The sequence below is a fragment of the Pseudomonas sp. B611 genome, from assembly GCF_055407965.1.
Genome location: NZ_JBUZST010000019.1, coordinates 84,989 through 106,492 on the forward strand (window position 1 = coordinate 84,989; position 21,504 = coordinate 106,492).

General features: G+C 60.7%; 23 protein-coding genes. 14 read left to right on the top strand and 9 right to left on the bottom strand.

Translation table 11 applies throughout. The features are described 5' to 3' along the window. Positions 1–7 precede the first annotated feature (7 nt). From ACZRMO_RS26005 to ACZRMO_RS26050, 10 genes are all read left to right on the top strand, one after another. On the top strand, positions 8–1,255 hold the full coding sequence (locus tag ACZRMO_RS26005) for an ABC transporter permease (RefSeq protein WP_463974737.1): 1,248 nt from the start codon (positions 8–10) through the stop codon (positions 1,253–1,255). A gap of 12 nt (positions 1,256–1,267) precedes the next feature. Next, positions 1,268–2,092, top strand: coding sequence for an ABC transporter permease (locus ACZRMO_RS26010; protein ID WP_017739612.1), 825 nt, complete (start codon positions 1,268–1,270; stop codon positions 2,090–2,092). 204 nt (positions 2,093–2,296) lie between these two features. Continuing rightward, positions 2,297–3,445: an iron-containing alcohol dehydrogenase gene (locus ACZRMO_RS26015; protein ID WP_463974738.1), complete on the top strand. Its 1,149-nt coding sequence runs from the start codon at positions 2,297–2,299 to the stop codon at positions 3,443–3,445. Positions 3,446–3,529: 84 nt separating this feature from the next. Next, the gene (gene rpe / locus ACZRMO_RS26020) at positions 3,530–4,204 is read left to right on the top strand and encodes a ribulose-phosphate 3-epimerase (protein ID WP_207045034.1); all 675 of its coding nucleotides are present in this window, start codon (positions 3,530–3,532) and stop codon (positions 4,202–4,204) included. After that, on the top strand, positions 4,201–5,019 hold the full coding sequence (locus ACZRMO_RS26025) for a phosphoglycolate phosphatase (protein ID WP_463974739.1): 819 nt from the start codon (positions 4,201–4,203) through the stop codon (positions 5,017–5,019). The genes rpe and ACZRMO_RS26025 overlap by 4 nt, the downstream gene beginning before the upstream one ends. 69 nt (positions 5,020–5,088) lie before the next feature. Continuing rightward, a complete protein-coding gene (trpE, locus tag ACZRMO_RS26030) occupies positions 5,089–6,570 on the top strand; it encodes an anthranilate synthase component I (protein ID WP_124529323.1) in 1,482 nt (493 codons plus the stop codon). Between the two features lie 9 nt (positions 6,571–6,579). Continuing rightward, positions 6,580–7,173 carry an aminodeoxychorismate/anthranilate synthase component II gene (locus tag ACZRMO_RS26035; RefSeq protein ID WP_463974740.1) on the top strand — a complete coding sequence of 198 codons (594 nt, stop codon included), beginning with the start codon at positions 6,580–6,582 and terminating at the stop codon, positions 7,171–7,173. Positions 7,174–7,182: 9 nt separating this feature from the next. Beyond that, positions 7,183–8,232: an anthranilate phosphoribosyltransferase gene (gene trpD / locus ACZRMO_RS26040; RefSeq protein ID WP_017739618.1), complete on the top strand. Its 1,050-nt coding sequence runs from the start codon at positions 7,183–7,185 to the stop codon at positions 8,230–8,232. Further along, positions 8,229–9,065: an indole-3-glycerol phosphate synthase TrpC gene (gene trpC, locus ACZRMO_RS26045; RefSeq protein ID WP_207045031.1), complete on the top strand. Its 837-nt coding sequence runs from the start codon at positions 8,229–8,231 to the stop codon at positions 9,063–9,065. The genes trpD and trpC overlap by 4 nt, the downstream gene beginning before the upstream one ends. Before the next feature lie 144 nt (positions 9,066–9,209). Continuing rightward, positions 9,210–9,905, top strand: a complete 696-nt coding sequence (locus ACZRMO_RS26050) for a lipoate--protein ligase family protein (protein ID WP_463974741.1) — start codon at positions 9,210–9,212, stop codon at positions 9,903–9,905. Here the strand turns inward: ACZRMO_RS26050 and crp are convergent. Next, positions 9,902–10,546 carry a cAMP-activated global transcriptional regulator CRP gene (gene crp, locus ACZRMO_RS26055; protein WP_448186014.1) on the bottom strand — a complete coding sequence of 215 codons (645 nt, stop codon included), beginning with the start codon at positions 10,544–10,546 and terminating at the stop codon, positions 9,902–9,904. The genes ACZRMO_RS26050 and crp overlap by 4 nt on opposite strands. A 236-nt stretch (positions 10,547–10,782) precedes the next feature. Between crp and ACZRMO_RS26060 the strand changes: the two genes are divergently transcribed. Further along, positions 10,783–11,205 carry an OsmC family protein gene (locus tag ACZRMO_RS26060; RefSeq protein WP_005792019.1) on the top strand — a complete coding sequence of 141 codons (423 nt, stop codon included), beginning with the start codon at positions 10,783–10,785 and terminating at the stop codon, positions 11,203–11,205. A gap of 52 nt (positions 11,206–11,257) precedes the next feature. Here the strand turns inward: ACZRMO_RS26060 and coq7 are convergent, their stop codons facing one another. From coq7 to hemJ, 6 genes are all read right to left on the bottom strand, one after another. After that, positions 11,258–11,905 carry a 2-polyprenyl-3-methyl-6-methoxy-1,4-benzoquinone monooxygenase gene (gene coq7 / locus ACZRMO_RS26065; protein WP_017739622.1) on the bottom strand — a complete coding sequence of 216 codons (648 nt, stop codon included), beginning with the start codon at positions 11,903–11,905 and terminating at the stop codon, positions 11,258–11,260. A gap of 111 nt (positions 11,906–12,016) precedes the next feature. Continuing rightward, complete coding sequence (locus ACZRMO_RS26070; RefSeq protein WP_395610314.1) at positions 12,017–12,355, bottom strand: histidine triad nucleotide-binding protein; 339 nt, start codon at positions 12,353–12,355, stop codon at positions 12,017–12,019. A 46-nt stretch (positions 12,356–12,401) separates the two neighbouring features. Further along, positions 12,402–13,190 (bottom strand): SDR family NAD(P)-dependent oxidoreductase, encoded by a 789-nt coding sequence (locus ACZRMO_RS26075; protein ID WP_124529313.1) that lies wholly within the window; start codon positions 13,188–13,190, stop codon positions 12,402–12,404. Positions 13,191–13,252: 62 nt separating this feature from the next. Further along, on the bottom strand, positions 13,253–14,200 hold the full coding sequence (locus ACZRMO_RS26080; protein ID WP_463974742.1) for a DUF805 domain-containing protein: 948 nt from the start codon (positions 14,198–14,200) through the stop codon (positions 13,253–13,255). 69 nt (positions 14,201–14,269) lie between these two features. Further along, positions 14,270–15,232 (bottom strand): NAD(P)H-dependent flavin oxidoreductase, encoded by a 963-nt coding sequence (locus ACZRMO_RS26085; RefSeq protein ID WP_257782412.1) that lies wholly within the window; start codon positions 15,230–15,232, stop codon positions 14,270–14,272. A 24-nt stretch (positions 15,233–15,256) separates the two neighbouring features. Then, positions 15,257–15,685 carry a protoporphyrinogen oxidase HemJ gene (gene hemJ, locus ACZRMO_RS26090; protein ID WP_124529307.1) on the bottom strand — a complete coding sequence of 143 codons (429 nt, stop codon included), beginning with the start codon at positions 15,683–15,685 and terminating at the stop codon, positions 15,257–15,259. A 135-nt stretch (positions 15,686–15,820) separates the two neighbouring features. On the opposite strand from hemJ, the gene argC reads away from it, so the two are divergent. Both argC and erpA read left to right on the top strand, forming a co-directional pair. Next, the gene (gene argC / locus ACZRMO_RS26095; RefSeq protein WP_010206935.1) at positions 15,821–16,855 is read left to right on the top strand and encodes an N-acetyl-gamma-glutamyl-phosphate reductase; all 1,035 of its coding nucleotides are present in this window, start codon (positions 15,821–15,823) and stop codon (positions 16,853–16,855) included. Between the two features lie 165 nt (positions 16,856–17,020). Continuing rightward, positions 17,021–17,371, top strand: coding sequence for an iron-sulfur cluster insertion protein ErpA (gene erpA, locus ACZRMO_RS26100; protein WP_003176443.1), 351 nt, complete (start codon positions 17,021–17,023; stop codon positions 17,369–17,371). Between the two features lie 78 nt (positions 17,372–17,449). On the opposite strand, the gene ACZRMO_RS26105 is transcribed toward erpA, so the two are convergent. Both ACZRMO_RS26105 and ACZRMO_RS26110 read right to left on the bottom strand, forming a co-directional pair. Next, complete coding sequence (locus tag ACZRMO_RS26105; RefSeq protein ID WP_463974743.1) at positions 17,450–18,541, bottom strand: anhydro-N-acetylmuramic acid kinase; 1,092 nt, start codon at positions 18,539–18,541, stop codon at positions 17,450–17,452. Positions 18,542–18,544: 3 nt separating this feature from the next. Then, entirely contained in the window at positions 18,545–19,963 is a 1,419-nt protein-coding gene (locus ACZRMO_RS26110; protein ID WP_463974744.1) for a peptidoglycan DD-metalloendopeptidase family protein, read from the bottom strand. Between the two features lie 209 nt (positions 19,964–20,172). Here ACZRMO_RS26110 and tyrS point away from each other — a divergent pair, with 209 nt between their 5' ends. After that, positions 20,173–21,372, top strand: a complete 1,200-nt coding sequence (gene tyrS, locus ACZRMO_RS26115) for a tyrosine--tRNA ligase (protein WP_017739632.1) — start codon at positions 20,173–20,175, stop codon at positions 21,370–21,372. The last annotated feature ends 132 nt before the right edge of the window (positions 21,373–21,504 follow it).

Consider the following 21,504-nt stretch of genomic DNA (forward strand, 5'->3'; position numbering starts at 1 on the left):
GTTAGCCATGGCCATCGCCGTTCCCTCGAACGAGGTCAACAGCCCCACCCTCAAGCAGCGCCTGGCGCGTGCCGAGCGGGTCAACCGCTGGAAGGCCCAGGCCTTGATTGCGCCGCTGGTGCTGTTTTTGCTGCTGGTGTTCCTGGTGCCGATCGTTGCGCTGCTGTTCAAGAGCGTCGGCAACCCGGAAGTGGTGGGCGGGCTGCCGCGTACCGTGGTGGCGGTCACGGCCTGGGACGGTCGCGGCCTGCCGGGCGAGCCGGTGTATCAGGCCCTCAGCGAGGACCTGGGCGAAGCGCGCAAAAACCAGACCTTGGGCGATCTGTCCAAACGCTTGAACATGGAACTGGCCGGCTATCGCAGCCTGCTGACCAAAACCGCGCGGGCGCTGCCGTTTACCGAAGCGCCGGCCTCTTATAAAGAAGCGTTGGAAAACCTCGACGAACGCTGGGGTGACCCCGCGTACTGGCAGGCGATCCGGCGCAATACCAGCAACCTGACGCCGTTCTATCTGCTGGCGGCCGTCGATCACCGCATCGACGACCTCGGCGAAGTGGCCCCGGCCACGCCGGACCAGGCCATCTACCTGGACATCTTTGCCCGTACTTTCTGGATGGGCCTGGTGATCACCGCGATCTGCCTGTTGCTGGCCTATCCGCTGGCGTACCTGCTGGCCAACCTGCCGGCGCGCAAAAGCAACCTGTTGATGATCCTCGTGTTGCTGCCGTTCTGGACCTCGATCCTGGTGCGGGTGGCGGCGTGGATCGTGTTGCTGCAATCGGGCGGGCTGATCAACAGTGCGCTGATGGGTATGGGCCTGATCGATAAACCGCTGGAGTTGGTGTTCAACCGCACCGGGGTGTACATCTCCATGGTGCACATCCTGCTGCCGTTCATGATTCTGCCGATCTATAGCGTGATGAAAGGCATCTCGCCCACCTATATGCGCGCGGCGATTTCCCTGGGCTGTCACCCCTTCGCCAGCTTCTGGCGCGTGTACTTCCCGCAGACCTACGCTGGCGTGGGCGCCGGTTGCCTGTTGGTGTTCATCCTGGCGATTGGTTACTACATCACCCCGGCCCTGCTGGGCAGCCCGAACGACCAGATGGTCAGCTATTTCGTGGCGTTCTACACCAACACCAGCATCAACTGGGGTATGGCCACGGCGTTGGGCGGCTTGCTGCTGCTGGCCACCGTGGTGCTGTACCTGATCTACAACCGGCTGGTGGGCGCCAGCCGCCTGCGCCTGAGCTGAGGAGACCTTGCGATGCTGAGCCCTTATATGTCGCCCGTTGAGCGGGTTTGGTTCTACAGCTTGCGGATTCTCTGCGGCTTGATCCTGCTGTTCCTGATACTGCCGGTGCTGGTGATCATCCCGCTGTCGTTCAACAGCGGCAGTTTCCTCGTGTACCCGCTGCAAGGCTTCTCGCTGCACTGGTACCAGGACTTCTTCGCCTCGGCCGAATGGATGCGGGCGCTGAAGAACAGCATCATCGTCGCCCCGGCGGCCACGGTATTGGCCATGGTGTTCGGCACGCTGGCGGCGATTGGCCTGACGCGCGGCAACTTCCCGGGCAAGGCATTGGTGATGGCCCTGGTGATTTCGCCGATGGTGGTGCCAGTGGTGATTATCGGCGTGGCCAGTTACCTGTTCTTTGCGCCGCTGGGCCTGGGTAACAGTTTCTTCTCGCTGATCGTGGTGCATGCCGTGCTGGGCGTGCCGTTTGTGATCATTACCGTGTCGGCGACGTTGCAGGGGTTCAACCATAACCTGGTGCGGGCGGCGGCCAGTCTGGGGGCGTCGCCGTTGACCGCGTTCCGCCGGGTGACCTTGCCGCTGATTGCGCCGGGGGTGATTTCCGGGGCGTTGTTTGCCTTTGCCACCTCGTTTGATGAAGTGGTGGTGACGCTGTTTCTCGCCGGGCCTGAGCAAGCGACGTTGCCGCGGCAGATGTTCAGCGGGATTCGCGAGAACCTCAGCCCGACGATTGCGGCTGCCGCGACCTTGTTGATTGCGTTCTCGGTGCTGCTGTTGCTGACATTGGAGTGGCTACGCGGCCGTAGCGAAAAACTGCGTACCGCCCAGGTCTAAAGCCTGCTGGAGATCAAAAATGTGGGAGCGGGCTTGCTCGCGAATGCGGTGGGGCAGCCGGCACATGTATTGACTGACACACCGCATTCGCGAGCAAGCCCGCTCCCACATGGGTTTTGTGTCCATTCAGTTGCTGAATAGCTGACAACACGCCACGGACAGCTACTCTTGTGCCAGCCCATTTCCGAATAAGAGGCCGCGCACATGAGTACTTCCTCATTCAAGATCGCCCACAAACTGCTCACTGGCGCAGGTGCCATCGAACAACTGGCCGCTGAGCTCGCCCGCCTGGATGTGGACAATCCGCTGATCGTCACCGACGCCGCGCTGGTCAAGTCCGGCACCGTGGCGCTGGCGCTCGAGCACCTGGGCGAGCGCAGTTATGAAATCTTCGACCGCGTGCTGCCCGACCCGGAAATCGCCATCGTCGAAGACTGCATGCGCGTATACCGTGAGGGTGGGCATGACGGCTTGATCGGTGTGGGCGGTGGCAGTGCCATCGACATTGCCAAGAGCGTGGCCGCGTATGCCGGTTACCACGGGGCGCTGGCGGATCTGTTCGGCGTTGACCAGGTGCCGCGCAAAGGCCCGCCGTTGATCGCCATTCCGACCACGGCCGGCACCGGCTCGGAAGTGACCAACGTGGCGATTCTGTCCGATAAGGCCGCGCAGCTGAAAAAAGGCATCGTCAGCGACTACCTGTTGCCGGACGTCGCGCTGATCAGCCCGCAAATGACCCTCACCTGCCCGCGCAGCGTCACCGCCGCCAGTGGCGTGGATGCGCTGGTGCATGCAATCGAGTCGTACCTGTCGCTGAATGCTTCGCCGATCACCGACGCGCTGGCCATTGGCGCAATCAAGCTGATCGCCAAGGCGCTGCCCAAGGCCTACGCCAACCCATCCAACCTGCAGGCCCGCGACGATATGGCCACCGCCAGCCTGATGGCCGGTATGGCCTTCGGCAATGCCGGGGTGGGTGCGGTGCATGCGTTGGCGTATCCGCTGGGCGGGCGTTTCAATATCGCCCATGGCGTGAGCAATGCCTTGCTGCTGCCCTACGTGATGCACTGGAACAAGCTGGCGTGCGTGGAGCGCATGCAGGAGATTGCCCAGGCCATGGGCGTGAATGTCAGTGGCCTGAGTGCCAATGATGCGGCCGACCAGGCCGTCGAGGCGATGACGCGACTGTGTGCCGCAGTCGAGATCCCGGCGGGGCTGCGCAGCTTCGGCGTGCCCGAGGACGCGATCCCCGCCATGGCCAGCGAAGCGGCGGGCATCGAGCGGCTGATGCGCAATAATCCGCGCAAGCTCAGCGCGGCTGATATCGAGAAAATCTACCGGGCTGCCTACTAGCCATTGAGCCAGGTCACGGTGCGCGCGGCAAAGCATGCGGTATACAATGCGCGCCATCGTGATTTAGCTCAGAAAAGGTGCGTCATGCAGCCCTTCGTAATTGCTCCATCGATTCTCTCCGCCGACTTCGCCCGCCTGGGTGAGGAAGTGGACAACGTGTTGGCCGCTGGCGCCGACTTCGTGCACTTCGATGTCATGGACAACCACTACGTGCCCAACCTGACCATCGGCCCGATGGTCTGCGCGGCGCTGCGCAAGTACGGCGTGACCGCGCCGATTGACGCGCACCTGATGGTCAGCCCGGTGGATCGCATCATCGGTGACTTCATCGAAGCCGGCGCGACCTACATCACCTTCCACCCGGAAGCCACGTTGCACGTGGACCGCACCTTGCAACTCATCCGCGAAGGCGGCTGCAAGGCGGGCCTGGTGTTCAACCCGGCGACACCGCTGGACGTGCTCAAGTACGTGATGGACAAGGTCGACATGGTCTTGCTGATGAGCGTCAACCCAGGTTTCGGCGGGCAGAAGTTCATCCCCGGCACCCTCGACAAGCTGCGCGAAGCCCGTGCGCTGATCGATGCTTCGGGCCGGGATATCCGCCTGGAGATCGACGGTGGGGTCAACGTCAACAACATCCGCGAAATCGCCGCCGCTGGCGCCGACACGTTTGTGGCCGGCTCGGCGATCTTCAACGCACCGAACTACCAGGACGTCATCGACAAGATGCGTTCCGAGCTAGCGCTGGCGCGTCCATGAGCGGCTTCGAGCAGCTGTTCCCCGGCAAGCTGCCACGGCTGGTGATGTTCGATCTGGACGGTACCCTGATCGACTCGGTGCCAGATCTTGCCGCCGCGGTGAACGAGATGCTGCTCAAGCTGGGGCGCAAGCCGGTGGCGATCGAGGCCGTGCGCACGTGGGTCGGCAACGGCGTGCAGATGCTGGTGCGCCGGGCCTTGGCCAATGATATCGATGCAGATGGTGTCGATGAGGTCGAGGCCGAGCATGCCCTGGAACTGTTCAACACCGCCTATGAAGACGGCCACGAACTGACCGTGGTTTACCCCGGCGTGCGTGACACCCTCAAATGGCTGAGCAAGCAGGGCGTGGAAATGGCCCTGATCACCAACAAACCGGAACGCTTCGTCGCGCCGCTGTTGGACCAGATGAAAATCGGCCGGTATTTCCGCTGGATCATCGGCGGCGATACCTTGCCGCAGAAGAAACCCGACCCGGCCGCGCTGTTTTTTGTGATGAAAATGGCCAATATCCCGGCGTCGCAGTCGCTGTTTGTTGGCGATTCGCGCAGCGATGTGCAGGCGGCAAAGGCGGCTGGCGTGCAGTGCGTAGCCTTGAGCTACGGCTATAACCATGGCCGACCGATTGCCGAAGAGTCGCCGTCGCTGGTGATTGATGACCTGCGACTGCTAATCCCCGGTTGCTTGGGAGCGGGCGCTGAGATAACGTTGCCCGACATCGATCCGTCCCCTTCTGGAAATCCCATCGTGGTGGTCACTCGCAAACTCTGGATGAAAGTCATCAAGGCCCTGGCCCGCTGGCGTTGGCGCGCCTGACTGATCCCCGCCGCGCCATGCGGCACGTTTGCATACCTGACTGTTAGACCCTCACGCCACGAGGCACACATGATCCGCGAAGAATTCCTGCGTTTGGCCGCTGCCGGCTATAACCGTATCCCCCTGGCCTGCGAAACCCTGGCCGACTTCGACACGCCGCTGTCGATCTACCTGAAACTGGCCGACGAGCCCAATTCCTATCTGCTGGAATCGGTACAGGGCGGCGAGAAGTGGGGCCGTTATTCGATCATCGGCCTGCCGTGCCGCACCGTCATGCGTGTTCACGACCACCATGTGAGCATCACCCATGATGGCGTCGAGATCGAAAGCCACGACGTAGAAGACCCGCTGGCCTTTGTCGAAACCTTCAAGGCGCGCTACAACGTGCCGACCATTGCGGGCCTGCCGCGTTTCAACGGTGGCCTGGTGGGCTATTTCGGCTACGACTGTGTGCGCTACGTGGAAAAGCGCTTGGGCAAATGCCCGAACCCGGACCCGCTGGGCGTGCCGGACATTCTGCTGATGGTCTCCGACGCGGTCGTCGTGTTCGACAACCTGGCCGGCAAGATGCACGCGATTGTGCTGGCTGACCCATCCCAGGCGGACGCATTCGAGCAAGGCCAGGCCAGCCTCGAAGCCCTGCTGGAAAAACTGCGCCAACCGATCACCCCGCGTCGTGGCCTGGACCTTAGTCGTCCGCCGGCGGCCGACCCGATTTTTCGTTCAAGCTTCACGCAGGATGACTACGAGCGCGCCGTCGATACCATCAAGGAATACATCCTCGCCGGTGACTGCATGCAGGTCGTTCCGTCGCAGCGTATGTCCATCGACTTCAAGGCCGCGCCGATCGATCTGTACCGCGCCCTGCGTTGCTTCAACCCGACGCCGTACATGTACTTCTTCAACTTTGGCGACTTCCACGTGGTGGGCAGTTCGCCGGAAGTGCTGGTGCGTGTCGAAGACAACCTGATCACCGTGCGCCCGATTGCCGGTACCCGCCCACGTGGCGCGACCGAAGAAGAGGATGTGGCGCTGGAAAAAGACCTGCTCAGCGACGACAAGGAAATCGCCGAGCACCTGATGCTGATCGACCTGGGCCGCAACGATACCGGGCGCGTCTCGGAAATCGGCTCGGTGAAGCTCACCGAGAAGATGGTCATCGAGCGTTATTCCAACGTGATGCACATCGTGTCCAACGTCACCGGCGAGCTGAAAGCCGGCTTGACCGCAATGGACGCACTGCGCGCGATTCTGCCGGCCGGCACCTTGTCGGGTGCGCCGAAGATCCGCGCGATGGAAATCATCGACGAGCTGGAGCCGGTCAAGCGCGGTGTCTACGGCGGCGCCGTGGGCTATTTCGCCTGGAACGGCAACATGGACACGGCGATTGCGATCCGCACCGCCGTGATCAAGGACGGGGAGCTGCACGTGCAGGCCGGTGGCGGGATTGTCGCCGACTCGGTGCCGGCCCTCGAATGGGAAGAAACCCTGAACAAGCGCCGCGCGATGTTCCGCGCCGTTGCGCTGGCTGAACAGACCCCCAATTCCTGAGGTTGCCCCATGTTGCTGATGATTGATAACTACGACTCCTTTACCTACAACGTTGTGCAGTACCTGGGCGAGCTCGGTGCCGAGGTCAAGGTGGTGCGCAACGACGAAATGACCGTGGCCGAAATCGCCGCCCTGAACCCGGAGCGCATCGTGGTTTCGCCGGGGCCGTGCACGCCGACCGAGGCGGGCATTTCCCTGGAAGCGATCCAGTATTTTGCTGGCAAGCTGCCGATCCTCGGCGTGTGCCTGGGCCACCAGTCCATCGGCCAGGCCTTTGGCGGTGACGTGGTGCGTGCGCGCCAGGTGATGCACGGCAAGACCAGCCCGGTATTCCATAAAGACCTGGGCGTGTTCCAGGCCTTGAACAATCCGGTGACGGTGACGCGCTATCACTCGTTGGTGGTCAAGCGCGAAACCCTGCCAGATTGCCTGGAGCTGACCGCCTGGACCCAACTGGAAGACGGCTCGGTCGATGAAATCATGGGCCTGCGCCACAAGACACTGAATGTCGAAGGGGTGCAATTTCACCCTGAATCGATCCTGACCGAGCAGGGCTACGAGCTGTTCGCCAACTTTCTCAAGCAGAGCGGCGGCACGCGCTAAGGACTTTCCATGGATATCAAGACTGCCCTGAGCCGTATCGTCGGCCACCTGGACCTGAGCACCGCTGAAATGAGCGATGTGATGCGCGAGATCATGACCGGTCAATGCACCGACGCGCAGATCGGCGCGTTCATGATGGCGATGCGCATGAAGAGCGAAAGCATCGACGAGATCGTCGGCGCCGTGTCGGTGATGCGCGAGCTGGCGGACAAGGTTGAGCTCAAGACCCTCGACGGCGTGGTCGATGTGGTGGGCACCGGCGGTGACGGTGCGAACATCTTCAACGTGTCGACGGCATCTTCTTTTGTCGTGGCGGCGGCGGGTTGCACCGTGGCCAAGCACGGTAACCGCGCGGTGTCCGGCAAGAGCGGCAGCGCCGACCTGCTGGAAGCGGCCGGCATCTACCTGAACCTCACGCCGGTGCAAGTGGCGCGTTGCATCGACAACGTCGGCATCGGCTTCATGTTTGCCCAGACCCACCACAGCGCGATGAAGTACGCCGCTGGCCCGCGTAAAGACCTCGGCCTGCGCACCCTGTTCAACATGCTCGGCCCGCTTACGAATCCGGCCGGTGTGAAGCACCAGGTAGTGGGTGTGTTCAGCCAGGCGCTGTGCCGGCCATTGGCCGAAGTGTTGCAGCGTCTAGGCAGCAAGCATGTGCTGGTGGTGCATTCCAAGGATGGCCTGGACGAGTTCAGCCTGGCGGCGCCGACCTTTGTGGCGGAGTTGAAGAATGATCAAGTCACCGAATACTGGGTCGAACCTGAAGACCTGGGCATGAAGAGCCAGAGCCTGCACGGCCTGGCGGTGGAAAGCCCGGCGGCTTCGCTTGAATTGATTCGCGATGCCCTGGGGCGTCGCAAGACCGAGAATGGCCAAAAAGCAGCGGAGATGATTGTTCTGAATGCTGGCGCGGCGCTTTACGCGGCCGACCACGCCTATAGTCTTAAGGAAGGTGTCGCCTTGGCCCACGATGCGCTGCACACCGGTCTGGCTCGCGAGAAGCTCGAAGAGCTGGGAGCATTCACCGCAGTATTCAAGATGGAGAATGAAGGATGAGTGTGCCAACCGTTCTGGAAAAGATCCTGGCCCGCAAAGCCGAAGAGGTGGCCGAGCGCCGCGCCCGCGTCAGCCTCGCCGAGCTGGAAGCCCAGGCGAAGCTTGCCGATGCACCGCGTGGTTTCGCCAATGCCTTGATCGCCCAGGCCAAGCTCAAGCAGCCGGCGGTGATCGCCGAGATCAAGAAGGCTTCGCCGAGCAAAGGCGTGATCCGCGAGAACTTCGTTCCGTCGGAAATCGCCGTCAGCTATGAGAAGGGCGGCGCGACATGCCTGTCCGTCCTGACCGATATCGATTACTTCCAGGGTTGCGACCTGTTCCTGCAACAGGCCCGCGCGGCGTGCAAGTTGCCTGTGATCCGCAAGGACTTCATGGTTGACCCGTACCAGATCGTCGAAGCCCGCGCCCTGGGCGCCGATTGTGTGTTGCTGATCGTCTCCGCACTGGATGACGTGAAGATGGCCGAGCTGGCAGCCGTGGCGAAAAGCGTCGGTTTGGATGTGCTGGTGGAAGTGCACGACGGCGATGAGCTGGAGCGAGCACTGAAAACCCTCGACACACCGCTGGTGGGGGTCAACAACCGCAACCTGCACACCTTTGAAGTCAGCCTGGAAAACACCCTCGACCTGCTCCCGCGCATTCCGCGCGACCGTTTGGTGATTACCGAGAGTGGCATCGTCAACCGTGCCGATGTGGAGCTGATGGAAATCAGTGGGGTGTATTCGTTCCTGGTGGGCGAGACGTTCATGCGCGCCGAGAACCCGGGGGCGGAGTTGCAGCGCCTGTTCTTCCCGGAGCGGGGTGTGGCGGTCAGTGGTTCCACGCTAGATTGATTTGAAACGCGGTCAAACTGTGGGAGCGGGCTTGCTCGCGAAAGCGGAGTGTCAGTCGATGCATGTGTTGGCTGACCCACCGAATTCGCGAGCAAGCCCGCTCCCACATTGGGTTTTGTGTTTGTTCAGAAAGGTAGGTGTTTGATGATTAAGCCAGTAAGGATGACGGTTGAAGCTGGGCTTGCCGCCGAGCAAGACCTGTTGGCCGCCGTCTGCGCCGGCGATCAGGACTACGGCCTGCTGTTCTGGCAACCCAACGACCAAGCCTTGGTGATGCCACGCCGGTTGAGCCGCCTGCCGGCATTTGACGCCGCCAGCCAGGTTTCGGCAGAGGCCGGTTGGCCGGTGTTGTTGCGGGAAACCGGCGGCGAGCCCGTGCCGCAGTCGTCGGCCACGGTCAACATCGCCCTGGTCTACGCACCCCCGCGTAGTGAAGGTGACCAGAATCGTATCGAAACCGGCTACTTGCGGCTCTGTCAGCCCATCTGCGATCTGCTGATCGAGCTGGGGGGCGATGCGTCTGTCGGTGAAATCGACGGCGCGTTCTGCGACGGTCGCTATAACGTCAATCTCAATGGTCGGAAAATGGTCGGTACTGCCCAGCGCTGGCGCCAAAGTGGCGGCCGCCCCGTGGGGTTGGTGCACGGTGCGCTGCTGCTGGACGGCGACCGTGAAGAACTGATCGCGGCGGTCAATCGCTTCAACGAAGCCTGCGGTCTCGACCAACGGGTGCGTGCCGACAGCCATATCGCCTTGCACGAAGCCTTTCCCGCGCCGGATGCAATCAGCCGGCTAGACACCTTGTACCGGCAGATGCTGGCCAGCTTCCTGGCGGTTTAGCGGGTACCGAACACCACCATCGTCTTGCCTTTGACGTTGACCAGGTTGCGCTCTTCCAGATCCTTGAGCACGCGGCCGACCATCTCTCGCGAACAACCGACAATGCGCCCGATTTCCTGGCGCGTGACTTTGATCTGCATGCCATCGGGGTGGGTCATGGCATCGGGTTGCTTGCACAGGTCCAGCAGGCAGCGGGCCACGCGTCCGGTGACGTCAAAGAACGCCAGGTCGCCGACCTTGCGCGTGGTGTCCCGCAGGCGCTGGGCAATCTGGCCGCTGAGGGCGTAGAGAATGTCCGGGTCTTGCTGGGCCAGTTCGCGGAACTTGGTGTAGCTGATCTCGGCCACTTCGCACTCGACCTTGGCCCGCACCCAGGCGCTGCGCTCCTGCTCTTTGCCCGCTTGTTCAAACAACCCCAGCTCGCCAAAGAAATCACCGGTGTTGAGGTAGGCGATGATCATCTCGCGGCCGTCTTCGTCCTCGATCAGGATGGTGACCGAGCCCTTGATGATAAAAAACAGCGTTTCGGAGCGTTCGCCGGCGCAAATGATGTTGTGCTTGGCCGGGTGACGTCGGCGCTGGCAGTGCATCAACAGCTTGTCGAGATTCTTGATCTTGGGTATGGGCGTAAGAGCAACCATGGTTGTATCCCGGAAGACAGCGCGAAGTTGTTGTATTCGTGGGTATCGGCATTGATGCGCGTTGTATAAATGCTAGCAATACGCCATCGATTTGGCGCCAGCTTAACAGACACATTCTGACTCGATTAGCCAATTTACTCGGCAAACCCTGCTATTGATCGCTTTGATGGGAAGCGCAGCCGGCGACGGGCCCTGTGCTAAGCTGGCGACCCTTTTTTAGCAGTGGAGTCTGGGCGATGAAGGCACGCATCCAATGGGCGGGCGAAGCCATGTTCCTCGGTGAGTCGGGCAGTGGCCATGTAGTGGTCATGGATGGCCCGCCGGAAGCCGGTGGCCGTAACCTGGGCGTACGCCCGATGGAAATGCTCCTGCTTGGTGTAGGCGGTTGCAGCAATTTCGACGTGGTGAGCATCCTGAAGAAGTCCCGCCAGGCCGTGGAAAGCTGCGAAGCCTTCCTGGAAGCCGAGCGCGCCACTGAAGATCCCAAGGTGTTTACCAAGATCCACATGCATTTCGTGGTGAAGGGCCGGGCGCTGAAAGAAGCCCAGGTCAAGCGTGCCATCGAGCTGTCGGCCGAGAAGTATTGCTCTGCGTCGATCATGCTCGGCGCGGCCGGTGTGGCCATCACCCATGATTACGAGATTATCGAACTGGGTTGATTGCCGATGGGCAAAAGAAAAGGGCGCTTTGAAAGCGCCCTTTTTTTGTGGGTCAGATACGGTACGTGCTTTTGGTCATGACCTTGGCCAACAGGCTCATGCCGAACCGCACCGGCGCTGGGAAGCGGAAACCGCCGGCATCCAGCGCGCTTTCTGCGTGGTGCTCTTCATCGATGCGCATTTGCTCAAGAATGGCGCGAGACTTTTCGTCTTCGGCCGGCAATTGCTCAAGGTGTTCGTCCAGGTGTTTGCACACCTGATGTTCAGTCGCGGCGACAAAGCCCAGGCTGACCTTGTCGCTGATCAGCCCGGCTGCGGCGCCGATACCAAACGACAAACCGTAGAACAGCGGGTTGAGCACGCTGGGATGGCTGCCGAGCTGGCGAATGCGTTGCTCACACCAGGCCAGGTGGTCGATTTCTTCCTCGGCGGCATGTTCCATGGCTGCGCGCACTTGCGGCAGCTTGGCCGTCAGCGCCTGGCCCTGGTACAGCGCCTGGGCACAGACTTCGCCGGTATGGTTGATACGCATCAGGCCGGCGACGTGGCGGGTGTCGGTCTCGCTCATCTGCGCGTCGGGCTGCACGATGGCTGGCGAAGGGCGATACGGCTGGCCGCTGAACGGCAGCAGCGTGCGCATCGCCATGTCGGCTTGCAGCAACAGACGGTCAATCGGCGAGTAGTGACGTTGGGTAGTCATGCTGACCTCCGGGAAGAATCTCGGCGGCCAGTTTACCGCAAGAGAAGGTGAAGCGTTTGCGCTGAGTCAATTTGCCCTGATGGCGAGGGAGCAAGCTCCCTCGGAGGGAAATCAACCCGGCGGCCAGTTCATCTGGCGCTGACCCAGCACATGCATATGAATGTGATAAACGGTCTGCCCGCCTTTCGGGTTGCAGTTCATCACCAGGCGAAAGCCTTCCTCGCAACCCTGCTCCAGCGCCAAACGCTGGGCGGTGAACAAGATGTGGCCGGCCAGGGCTTTGTCTTCTTCGGTCAGGTCATTGAGGGTGGCGATGTGTTTCTTCGGGATGACCAGGAAATGCACGGGCGCTGCCGGGTAGATGTCCTTGAAGGCTAGGATTTGATCATCTTCGTAGATGATGTCCGCCGGTATTTCCCGGTTGATGATCTTGGTGAACAGAGTATCCACAGCTGTTTCTCCATTTTGAATAGGCAGGGTGAGTGTACTCAGGCAATCAACGCGGGCAATAGGCCTTGTTGATCGCGCCGGCAATCTTGCGGGTGAGCCAGCGTGGGCTGAAACGCGGGCTGAAGGCGAGCCAGCGGTTGCGGCGGCCGGGAATGATGATGGCTTTGTTTTTTTCCAGGGCGCGCACGGTGAACAGGGCCACTTCTTCCGGGCTCATCAGTTTTTCACTGCGCTCGAGCTTGGCGGTGTCCATTTGCGCGGTGCCGAAGAACGCGGTGCGTGTCGGGCCGGGGCAGAGCACGGAGACCTTGATGCCGCAGGTCTTCAATTCTTCGCGCAAGCCTTCGGAAAAGTGCAGCACGTAGGCTTTGCTGGCGTAGTAACTGCTCATCCACGGGCCAGGCTGGAAGGCGGCCACCGAGGCGACGTTGAGAATTTGCCCACCACCATGCAGCGCCATCGAATTGCCCAAGGCGTGACACATGCGGGTCAGGGCCAGGATGTTAACTTCGATCAGGTCCTGTTCGGTCATCCAGTCCTGGGCAAGGAACGGCCCGCTGGTGCCGATACCGGCGCAGTTGACCAGCAGGTCGATCTGCCGTTCGCCTTCTTCAAGCTCCAGTAGAAAACCGGACAAGCGCAGCGGCTCACCCAGGTCGCAGGCACGGAACAGCACCTCGACGCCGAAACGCTGAGTCAATTCGAGTGCAATGCTTTCCAACTGATCACGCTGGCGGGCCACCAGAATCAAGCTGCGGCCGCGGCGGGCCAGGGCTTCGGCCAAAGCCAGGCCGATGCCGCTGGAGGCACCGGTGATCAGAGCGTAACGGGTCATGCCTTTCTCCATCGCAACGCCGCCGAGCCTGTGACAGAGGCATCACAGGCGGCGGGCGTTTCTTACTGTTCTGGAGAGTCTACAGGTTCAGCTGCTTCGTCAGCACTTTGCGCGTCGTCTTCCTCAACGATCACGCTCTGCTCGCTGTCAGCATCGGAGGTGATGGAGCTGCTTTCGTAGCTGCTGTCGATGTTGGCGCCGAGTTGGTCGAGGTAGCCGTACATGCTCAACGTGACCATGATGGCAAGCATCACGGGAATAAACGCCAGCCACAGGGTGGCCAGGACTTTTACCGCGGTCGAGTTGCGCGGTGGTGGCGCGCCGTACTGGTTGGCACCGGCGTTGCCCGGAAGCACCAGCAGTAGAATGGCGAAGACGGTGTTGACGACCGGCACCAGGTTCAGCGCGTACAACCATCCAGACCAGCCAAGGTCATGCAGGCGCTGCACGCTGATGAGTATGCTGATCCAGAACATCGCGACGATCAGCGCGAGCCACAGCAGCGGGCCGACAATCATGGCGACCAACGGCGAGGCGACCGATATGGCGGCACCCACGGTGATGATAATGCCAGCCGCAAAGAGCATCGCGACACTCATCACCAACATCCACGCCAGGTAGCGCAGGCGGCCAATACGGCCGTTGAGGGTGAACACGTTGAGGGTGGCGTACTCCGGCAAGTCATCACCTACGGCAGCACGCGGCGGTGCGTAGGGGGATGCGCCAGGCGCAGTCGAATCGGTCTCATGGGTTTCGGCAAGGCTGAATGCGACGGGCTGCTCGGCTTCGATGCGTGCATCGACCCCGGCGTTTTTCAGCGCATTGAGATAGGTTTCTGCATCCGGACGGGACAGGTCGCGTTTCAGCGCGACTGTGCGGCCGGTAAAGAGCTTCTCGATCGCCTCGACTTCGCTTTTGAACAGCTCGGCCAGGTTCAGTTTGGCAGTGGTGCTTTCGACCCCCGGGAGCAAGGCTCCATCAAACACAATCTTGAAACGGTTGTCGCTCATGCGGGCTTCCTTGTCACTTAATCGGGGAGGTAATGCAGGCCCGCTCAATCGGCAGGCCTTGCGGTGGGTTCAGCGTGGCCAGCGCAATTGTACCGCCTGTTCGCGTGCCTTGCGGTATTCGGCATCCAGGCGGGCAACGAGTTCATCGACGCTGGGCAGGTCATCGATCTCACCAACGCCTTGGCCTGCCGACCAGACGGTCTTCCAGGCCTTGGCTTCGTCGCTTAATGGCTTGAGCTTGGAGCCGAAGTTGACCTCACCTTTACCCTGCAGCGCAGCGAGGTCGAAACCGGCGTTCTCCAGGCTCTGGCGCATAAAGCTGGCGGGCACGCCGGACACTGCGGGAGTGTGCACGATGTCGGCGGCGCGCGATGTGAGCAGCATCTCTTTATAGGCATCCGGGGCGTGGCTTTCGGTGGTGCCGATAAAGCGCGTGCCGAAATACGCCAGGTCAGCCCCCAGCAGTTGGGCCGCGAGGACCTCGTGGCCGTGGTTGAGGCAACCGGCCAGCAGCAAGGTTTTGTCGAAGAACTGACGAATCTCGGCGATCAGTGCGAACGGGCTCCAGGTGCCGGCATGGCCACCGGCGCCGGCGGCCACGGCGATCAGGCCATCTACGCCGGCTTCAGCGGCTTTCTCGGCATGGCGCCGGGTGGTCACGTCGTGGAAGACCAGGCCGCCGTAGCTGTGCACGGCATCGACCAACTCCTTCACCGCGCCGAGGCTGGTGATGACGATCGGCACCTTGTGCTCGACGCAGATCGCCAGGTCGGCCTCCAGCCGTGGGTTGCTGTGGTGCACGATCAGGTTCACGGCGTAGGGCGCGGGGTTGTCCAACTGCGCCAGGCCCGCTTCGATTTCTTCCAGCCAGGCTTTGAAACCACTGCTTTCGCGCTGGTTGAGCGCCGGGAAACTGCCGACGACACCATTGCGGCAGCAGGCCAGTACCAGTTGCGGATTGGAAATCAGAAACATCGGCGCGACCACCACAGGCAGGCGCAGACGTTGTTCGAGCAAAGCGGGCAGCGACATTGGAGTTACCCCGTGTGATTGAAGTTAGAACGGTTTGACCACGACCAAAATTACGATAGCCAGCAATATCAGAACCGGGACTTCATTGAACCAGCGATAAAAGACATGGCTGCGGGTGTTTTCGCCACGGGCAAAGCGTTTTACCTGCGCGCCGCACATGTGGTGGTAGCCGATCAGCAGCACGACCAGGGTGAGCTTGGCGTGGATCCAGCCGCCCGATTGAAAGATGCTCGGGTTCAGGTAGATCAGCCAGCCGCCAAACACCAGCGTGGCCACGCTCGCCGGGCCCATGATGCCGCGATACAGCTTGCGCTCCATCAGGCTGAAGCGTTCCTTGCTGACGGTATCCTCACTTTGCGCGTGGTAGACGAACAGGCGTGGCAGGTAGAACAGCCCGGCAAACCAGCAGACGATGCTGATGATGTGGAAGGCTTTGACCCATAGATAAAGCATTTTTAGTTATTCCCAGGTTCACGGTAGCCAAGATAGTAGTGGCTCATGCGCCCGTACGTCACGTTGGCGGTTGTCGCAGGACGATACGGCCCCTATTATCGTCGGCTTTCCAGTGGGTTCGTTGAGGGCAGGTTTATGGTCAAGGTCGGTATCGTCGGCGGCACGGGTTACACCGGTGTCGAATTGCTGCGTCTGTTGGCTCAGCATCCGCAGGCAGAGGTGGTGGTCATCACTTCCCGATCCGAGGCTGGGCTGGCCGTGGCCGATATGTACCCGAACCTGCGAGGCCACTATGACGGCCTGGCGTTCAGCGTGCCGGACATCAAGACCCTGGGCGCCTGTGACGTGGTGTTCTTCGCTACGCCGCACGGGGTTGCCCATGCACTGGCCGGTGAGTTGCTGGCGGCGGGTACCAAGGTCATCGACCTGTCGGCTGACTTCCGTCTGCAAGACGCCGATGAGTGGGCCAAGTGGTACGGCCAGCCTCACGGCGCCCCGGAATTGCTTGAAGAGGCGGTGTACGGTCTGCCGGAAGTCAATCGTGAGCAGATCAAGCAAGCGCGCCTGATTGCGGTGCCAGGTTGCTATCCGACCGCAACGCAGCTGGGTTTCCTGCCGCTGCTGGAGGCCGGGCTGGCGGATGCATCGCGTTTGATCGCTGACTGCAAGTCGGGCGTCAGCGGTGCCGGTCGTGGTGCTGCGGTAGGTTCGCTGTACTCCGAGACGTCGGAAAGCATGAAGGCCTATGCGGTAAAAGGGCATCGTCACTTGCCGGAAATCCGCCAGGGGCTGCGTCGTGCGGCCGGCAAGGATGTGGGGCTGACGTTTGTGCCGCACCTGACGCCGATGATCCGTGGCATTCACTCCACGCTGTACGCAACCGTGGTCGATCGCTCGGTGGATCTGCAGGCGCTGTTTGAAAAACGCTATGCCAACGAACCGTTCGTCGATGTGATGCCGGCTGGCAGCCACCCGGAAACCCGCAGCGTGCGCGGTGCCAACGTTTGCCGTATTGCCGTGCACCGTCCACAGGACGGCGACCTGGTGGTGGTGTTGTCGGTGATCGATAACCTGGTCAAGGGCGCGTCGGGCCAGGCGGTGCAGAACATGAACATCTTGTTCGGCCTGGATGAGAAGCTGGGCTTGTCCCACGCCGGCATGCTGCCTTAAGGCATTGCGGTGGTAGCACATAAGGCCCGTTGATCGGGCCTTTTGCGTTTTTAATGGCCGCTGCGCAGATTGATATACCGTAACAATAGTTGACCGCTTTTCTAGGAGAAGCGGATAATGCCCGCCATTACGCATATGGCGGCGGTACGCCGGGAGATTATCAGCATGAGCGTTGAGTCCTTCACCCCCACGGCTTTGCAATTCACCCACGGTGCTGCGCACAAGGTGAAGAGCCTGGTCGATGAAGAGGGTAATGATCGCTTGAAGCTGCGCGTATTTGTTACGGGCGGCGGTTGTTCAGGGTTTCAGTACGGTTTTACCTTCGATGAAGATGTGGCCGATGACGACACCATCGTCGAGCGCGAAGGCGTGAGCCTGGTCGTGGACCCGATGAGCTTCCAGTACTTGGCAGGTGCCGAGGTGGATTACCAGGAAGGTCTGGAAGGTTCGCGTTTCGTGATCAAGAACCCTAACGCCACCACCACTTGTGGTTGCGGGTCTTCGTTCTCGATCTGATCGATAGCGGATACAAAAACGCCGCTTGGCTTTCATAGGCCAAGCGGCGTTTTGCTGTCTGCTGATTGTGGGGGAGAGTCAGGCGGGGTAGATCGCGCCCAGTACTCGAAGCCCGCGCGCGCCGGTAACGCTGGGGCGGTTGGCGGCGATGCCCTCAAGGCAGCAATGTGCCAGCCAGGCGAAGGCCATCGCCTCGACCCAGTCAGGGTCTACGCCATGGGTCGCGGTGCTGCTGACCTGGGTTGAGGGGAGTAGCGCCGCCAGACGATTCATCAATGTCGAGTTGTGCGCGCCACCCCCACAGACCAGCAGGGTTTCGGTCTGGGGTTGGGCGGTTTGCAGGGACTCCACGATGGTCAGGGCGGTCAACTCCAGCAGGGTGGCCTGGACGTCCTGGTGCGCGAATACGGGCAAGCGGCCAAGGTGTTGTTGCAGCCATCCCAGGTTGAACACTTCGCGGCCGGTGCTTTTAGGGCCCTTGGTCAGGAAGAAGGGGTCGCTGAGCAAGGCGTTGAGTAGCTGTGGCACGATAGTGCCGCTGGCTGCCCATTGGCCATCACGGTCGAAGTGTTCACCCCGCTGTTCATGAATCCACGCATCCAGCAGCACATTGCCTGGGCCGCAGTCGAAACCGGCTACTGGCTTGCCAGTCTCGATCAGGCTTAGGTTGCTGAAGCCTCCTACGTTCAAAACCGCGCGATTGCCGGTGCGTTCGCCAAACAGCGCTTCGTGAAAGGCCGGAACCAACGGGGCGCCTTGGCCACCGGCGGCGACGTCGCGGCTACGAAAATCGCTGACCACGGTGATGCCCGTCAGCTCGGTGAGCAGGGCAGGGTTGCCGATCTGTACGGTAAAACCGCGAGCGGGCTCATGGCGGATGGTCTGGCCATGGCTGCCAATCGCGCGAATATCCTGAGGCTTGAGGTTTTGCTGGTCGAGCAGGGCGTGGATGCCTTGGGCTGCAAGCGTCACCCAGTGTTGCTGGGTGATGGCCGAACGGGCGATCTCATCCGGACCGCTGGCGCACAGTCCGAGCAATTCGGTGTGCAGGGCGGCGGGCATGGGAATGTAGTGGGTGGAGATCAGCTCGATCGCCGGGCCCTGTTTGATCAGGGCGATGTCCAGGCCGTCGAGGCTGGTCCCGGACATCACACCTATATAGAGCGACATACCTTAACGCTTCGCCGAGGCCAGCAGGGTGGAGCGCTCCTGGTCCATGCGTGCCATCAGTGGCTGGCTTTGTTGCATGAAACGCGCGCGTTCGGCCTTGGCGATCGGGTCGGCCATCGGCAGCTTCTGGCCCAGCGGGTCGACGTGTACGCCGTTGACCTGGAACTCATAGTGCAAGTGCGGGCCGGTGGACAGGCCGGTGGTGCCGATATAGCCGATCACCTGGCCTTGCTTCACGGTGCCGCCAGTCTGCACGCCCTTGGCGAAGCCTTGCATATGGCCATACAGGGTGCGGTAGGTGTTGCCGTGTTGGATGATGACAGTGTTGCCGTAACCACCGCGGCGGCCGGCGAGCAGGACTTTGCCGTCACCTGCGGCCTTGATAGGCGTACCGCGAGGGGCGGCATAGTCGACACCTTTGTGGGCGCGGATTTTGTTCAGAATTGGGTGCTTGCGACCCATGGAGAAACGCGAGCTAATACGAGCGAAGTCCACGGGTGTGCGGATGAAGGCCTTGCGCATGCTGTTGCCATCAGCCGTGTAGTAGCTGCTGTTGCCTTGTTTGTTGGTGTAGCGCACGGCCGTGTAGGTCTTGCCGCGGTTGGTGAAGCGTGCAGAGAGGATATTGCCGGTGCCGACCACTTTGCCGTTGGCGACCTTCTGCTCGTAGATCACGTCGAATTCGTCGCCTTGGCGGATGTCCTGGGCGAAGTCGATGTCGTAGCCAAACACGCTGGCCATGTCCATGGTCATGCTGTGGGACAGGCCGGCGCGTGCGGCCGATTGCGACAGGGAGCTGTTGATCACGCCGTGGGAGTAGGCGGAGCGCATCACGGGTTTGGTGGTGATGCGGTTGAAGGCGAAGCCTTTGGCGCCCTTGGTCAGGGTGATGCTTTCCAGGTCGCTGATGTTGCTGTGCAGGTTGTGAAGTTGGCCGTCGGGGGTCAGTTCGAACTCCAGTTTCTGGCCGTGCTTGAGCTGGGTGAACTGCTTGGCTTGTTTGTCGCTGGCCAATACTTCATTAACCGTGGCTGACGGCAGGCCGACCTTCTCGAACAGGGTCGAAAGAGTATCGCCTTTGGCCACGATTACTTCGCGGTGCTGCGGGTTCTTGGCCGCAGTGGTAACAGGCGCAGGTTGTTCCTGGGTTGCTTGCTGAGTCTCTTCCGGGCTGCCGTCTATCTGGGCGAACGGTGATTCGGTGGGTGCATTTGTGGCTTGCAGCGCGTCGGAAGCGTCTTGATCTTGTGTCAGTTGTTCAACTGGACTTTCCAGGTCAAGGCTCAGGGATGTTCGTTTGGCTTCTACGTCACTGGAAGGGAATACCAGGAGTGCCAGGCTGAGAAGAGCGGCGATACCACTTGCGGCGAGCAGGTGGGTCTTCGGGTAAAGCGGCGGCGCTTTAGACGGTTCAGTGGTCATAAGTAATTTTGACTTTGAAGATGAAATGGAAAAGATGAATGACATGATGAAGATGAAATAACTGTATAAAATATAACCAAATCATCTGTGGCGCAAGCTCGCGAACGCTGGGCTTGCTGAACGGTGTCCGTTCGCAGGGCAAAACTTGTAATTAGTCCCTGATCTTGTATGGTTGGTTCCCTTTTGAATCTGAGCCTTGCGGGTCTGTTATGAAGTCGGTTGAAGAGCAGCTAGCGCTGATAAAACGTGGTGCGGAAGAACTGTTGGTGGAAGCGGAGCTGATCGAAAAGCTCAAGCGTGGCCAGCCCCTGCGTATTAAAGCCGGCTTTGATCCGACTGCGCCGGACCTTCACCTGGGTCATACCGTGCTTATTAATAAGCTGCGCCAGTTCCAGGAGCTGGGGCATCAGGTCATCTTCCTTATAGGTGACTTCACCGGGATGATCGGTGATCCCAGTGGCAAGAGTGCGACGCGCCCGCCGCTGACGCGCGAGCAAGTGCTCGACAATGCCGAGACCTATAAGACTCAGGTGTTCAAGATCCTTGATCCGGCCAAGACGGAAGTGGCGTTCAACTCCACTTGGATGGATCAGATGGGACCGGCGGATTTCATTCGCCTGACCTCTCAGTACACCGTCGCGCGCATGCTTGAGCGTGACGACTTCGACAAGCGTTACTCTACCAACCAGCCAATCGCTATTCACGAGTTCCTGTATCCGCTGGTCCAGGGGTATGACTCGGTGGCGCTGCGTGCGGACGTTGAGTTGGGTGGTACCGATCAGAAGTTCAACCTGCTGATGGGGCGTGAGCTACAGCGTGCGTATGGGCAAGAAGCTCAGTGCATCCTGACTATGCCGTTGCTGGAAGGGTTGGATGGCGTCAAGAAGATGTCTAAGTCGCTGGGTAACTATGTGGGTATCCAGGAGGCGCCGGGCGTTATGTACGGCAAGCTGGTTTCGATTCCGGATGCGTTGATGTGGCGTTACTTCGAGTTGTTGAGCTTCCGCTCGATGGACGAGATCAATGCGCTGCGTGCTGATGTCGAGGCGGGCGCCAATCCGCGTGACGTGAAGATCAAGCTGGCGGAAGAGATTGTTGCGCGTTTCCATGGTGAAGAGGCTGCGGCCAGTGCTCACCGCGCGGCGGGCAATCGCATGAAGGATGGCGAGCTGCCGGATGATCTGCCAGAGGTTGAGCTGACTGCTGCGGAGGCTATGCCGATTGCTGCCGTCCTTAATAAGGCAGGGTTGGTGAAGAACTCGGCGGTTGCGCGTGATCTTCTGGGTTCGGGCGGTGTGCGTATAGATGGTGAGGTTGTCGATCGCACCTTTATATACGAGCTGGGCGCTACCCATGTCTGCCAGGCCGGAAAGAAGGCGTTTGCGCGTATCACGCTCAAATCCGAATAAATCTGTAATTAAGTGTTGACGGCGAATTGTAACTGTCTATAATTCGCCCCACTTCCGGCGCAGTCGAAACGGAAAACTCCTTGGTAAACAATGAGTTATGTAGGTTTCGGCAGCAGGTTGCTTCAGTTCATC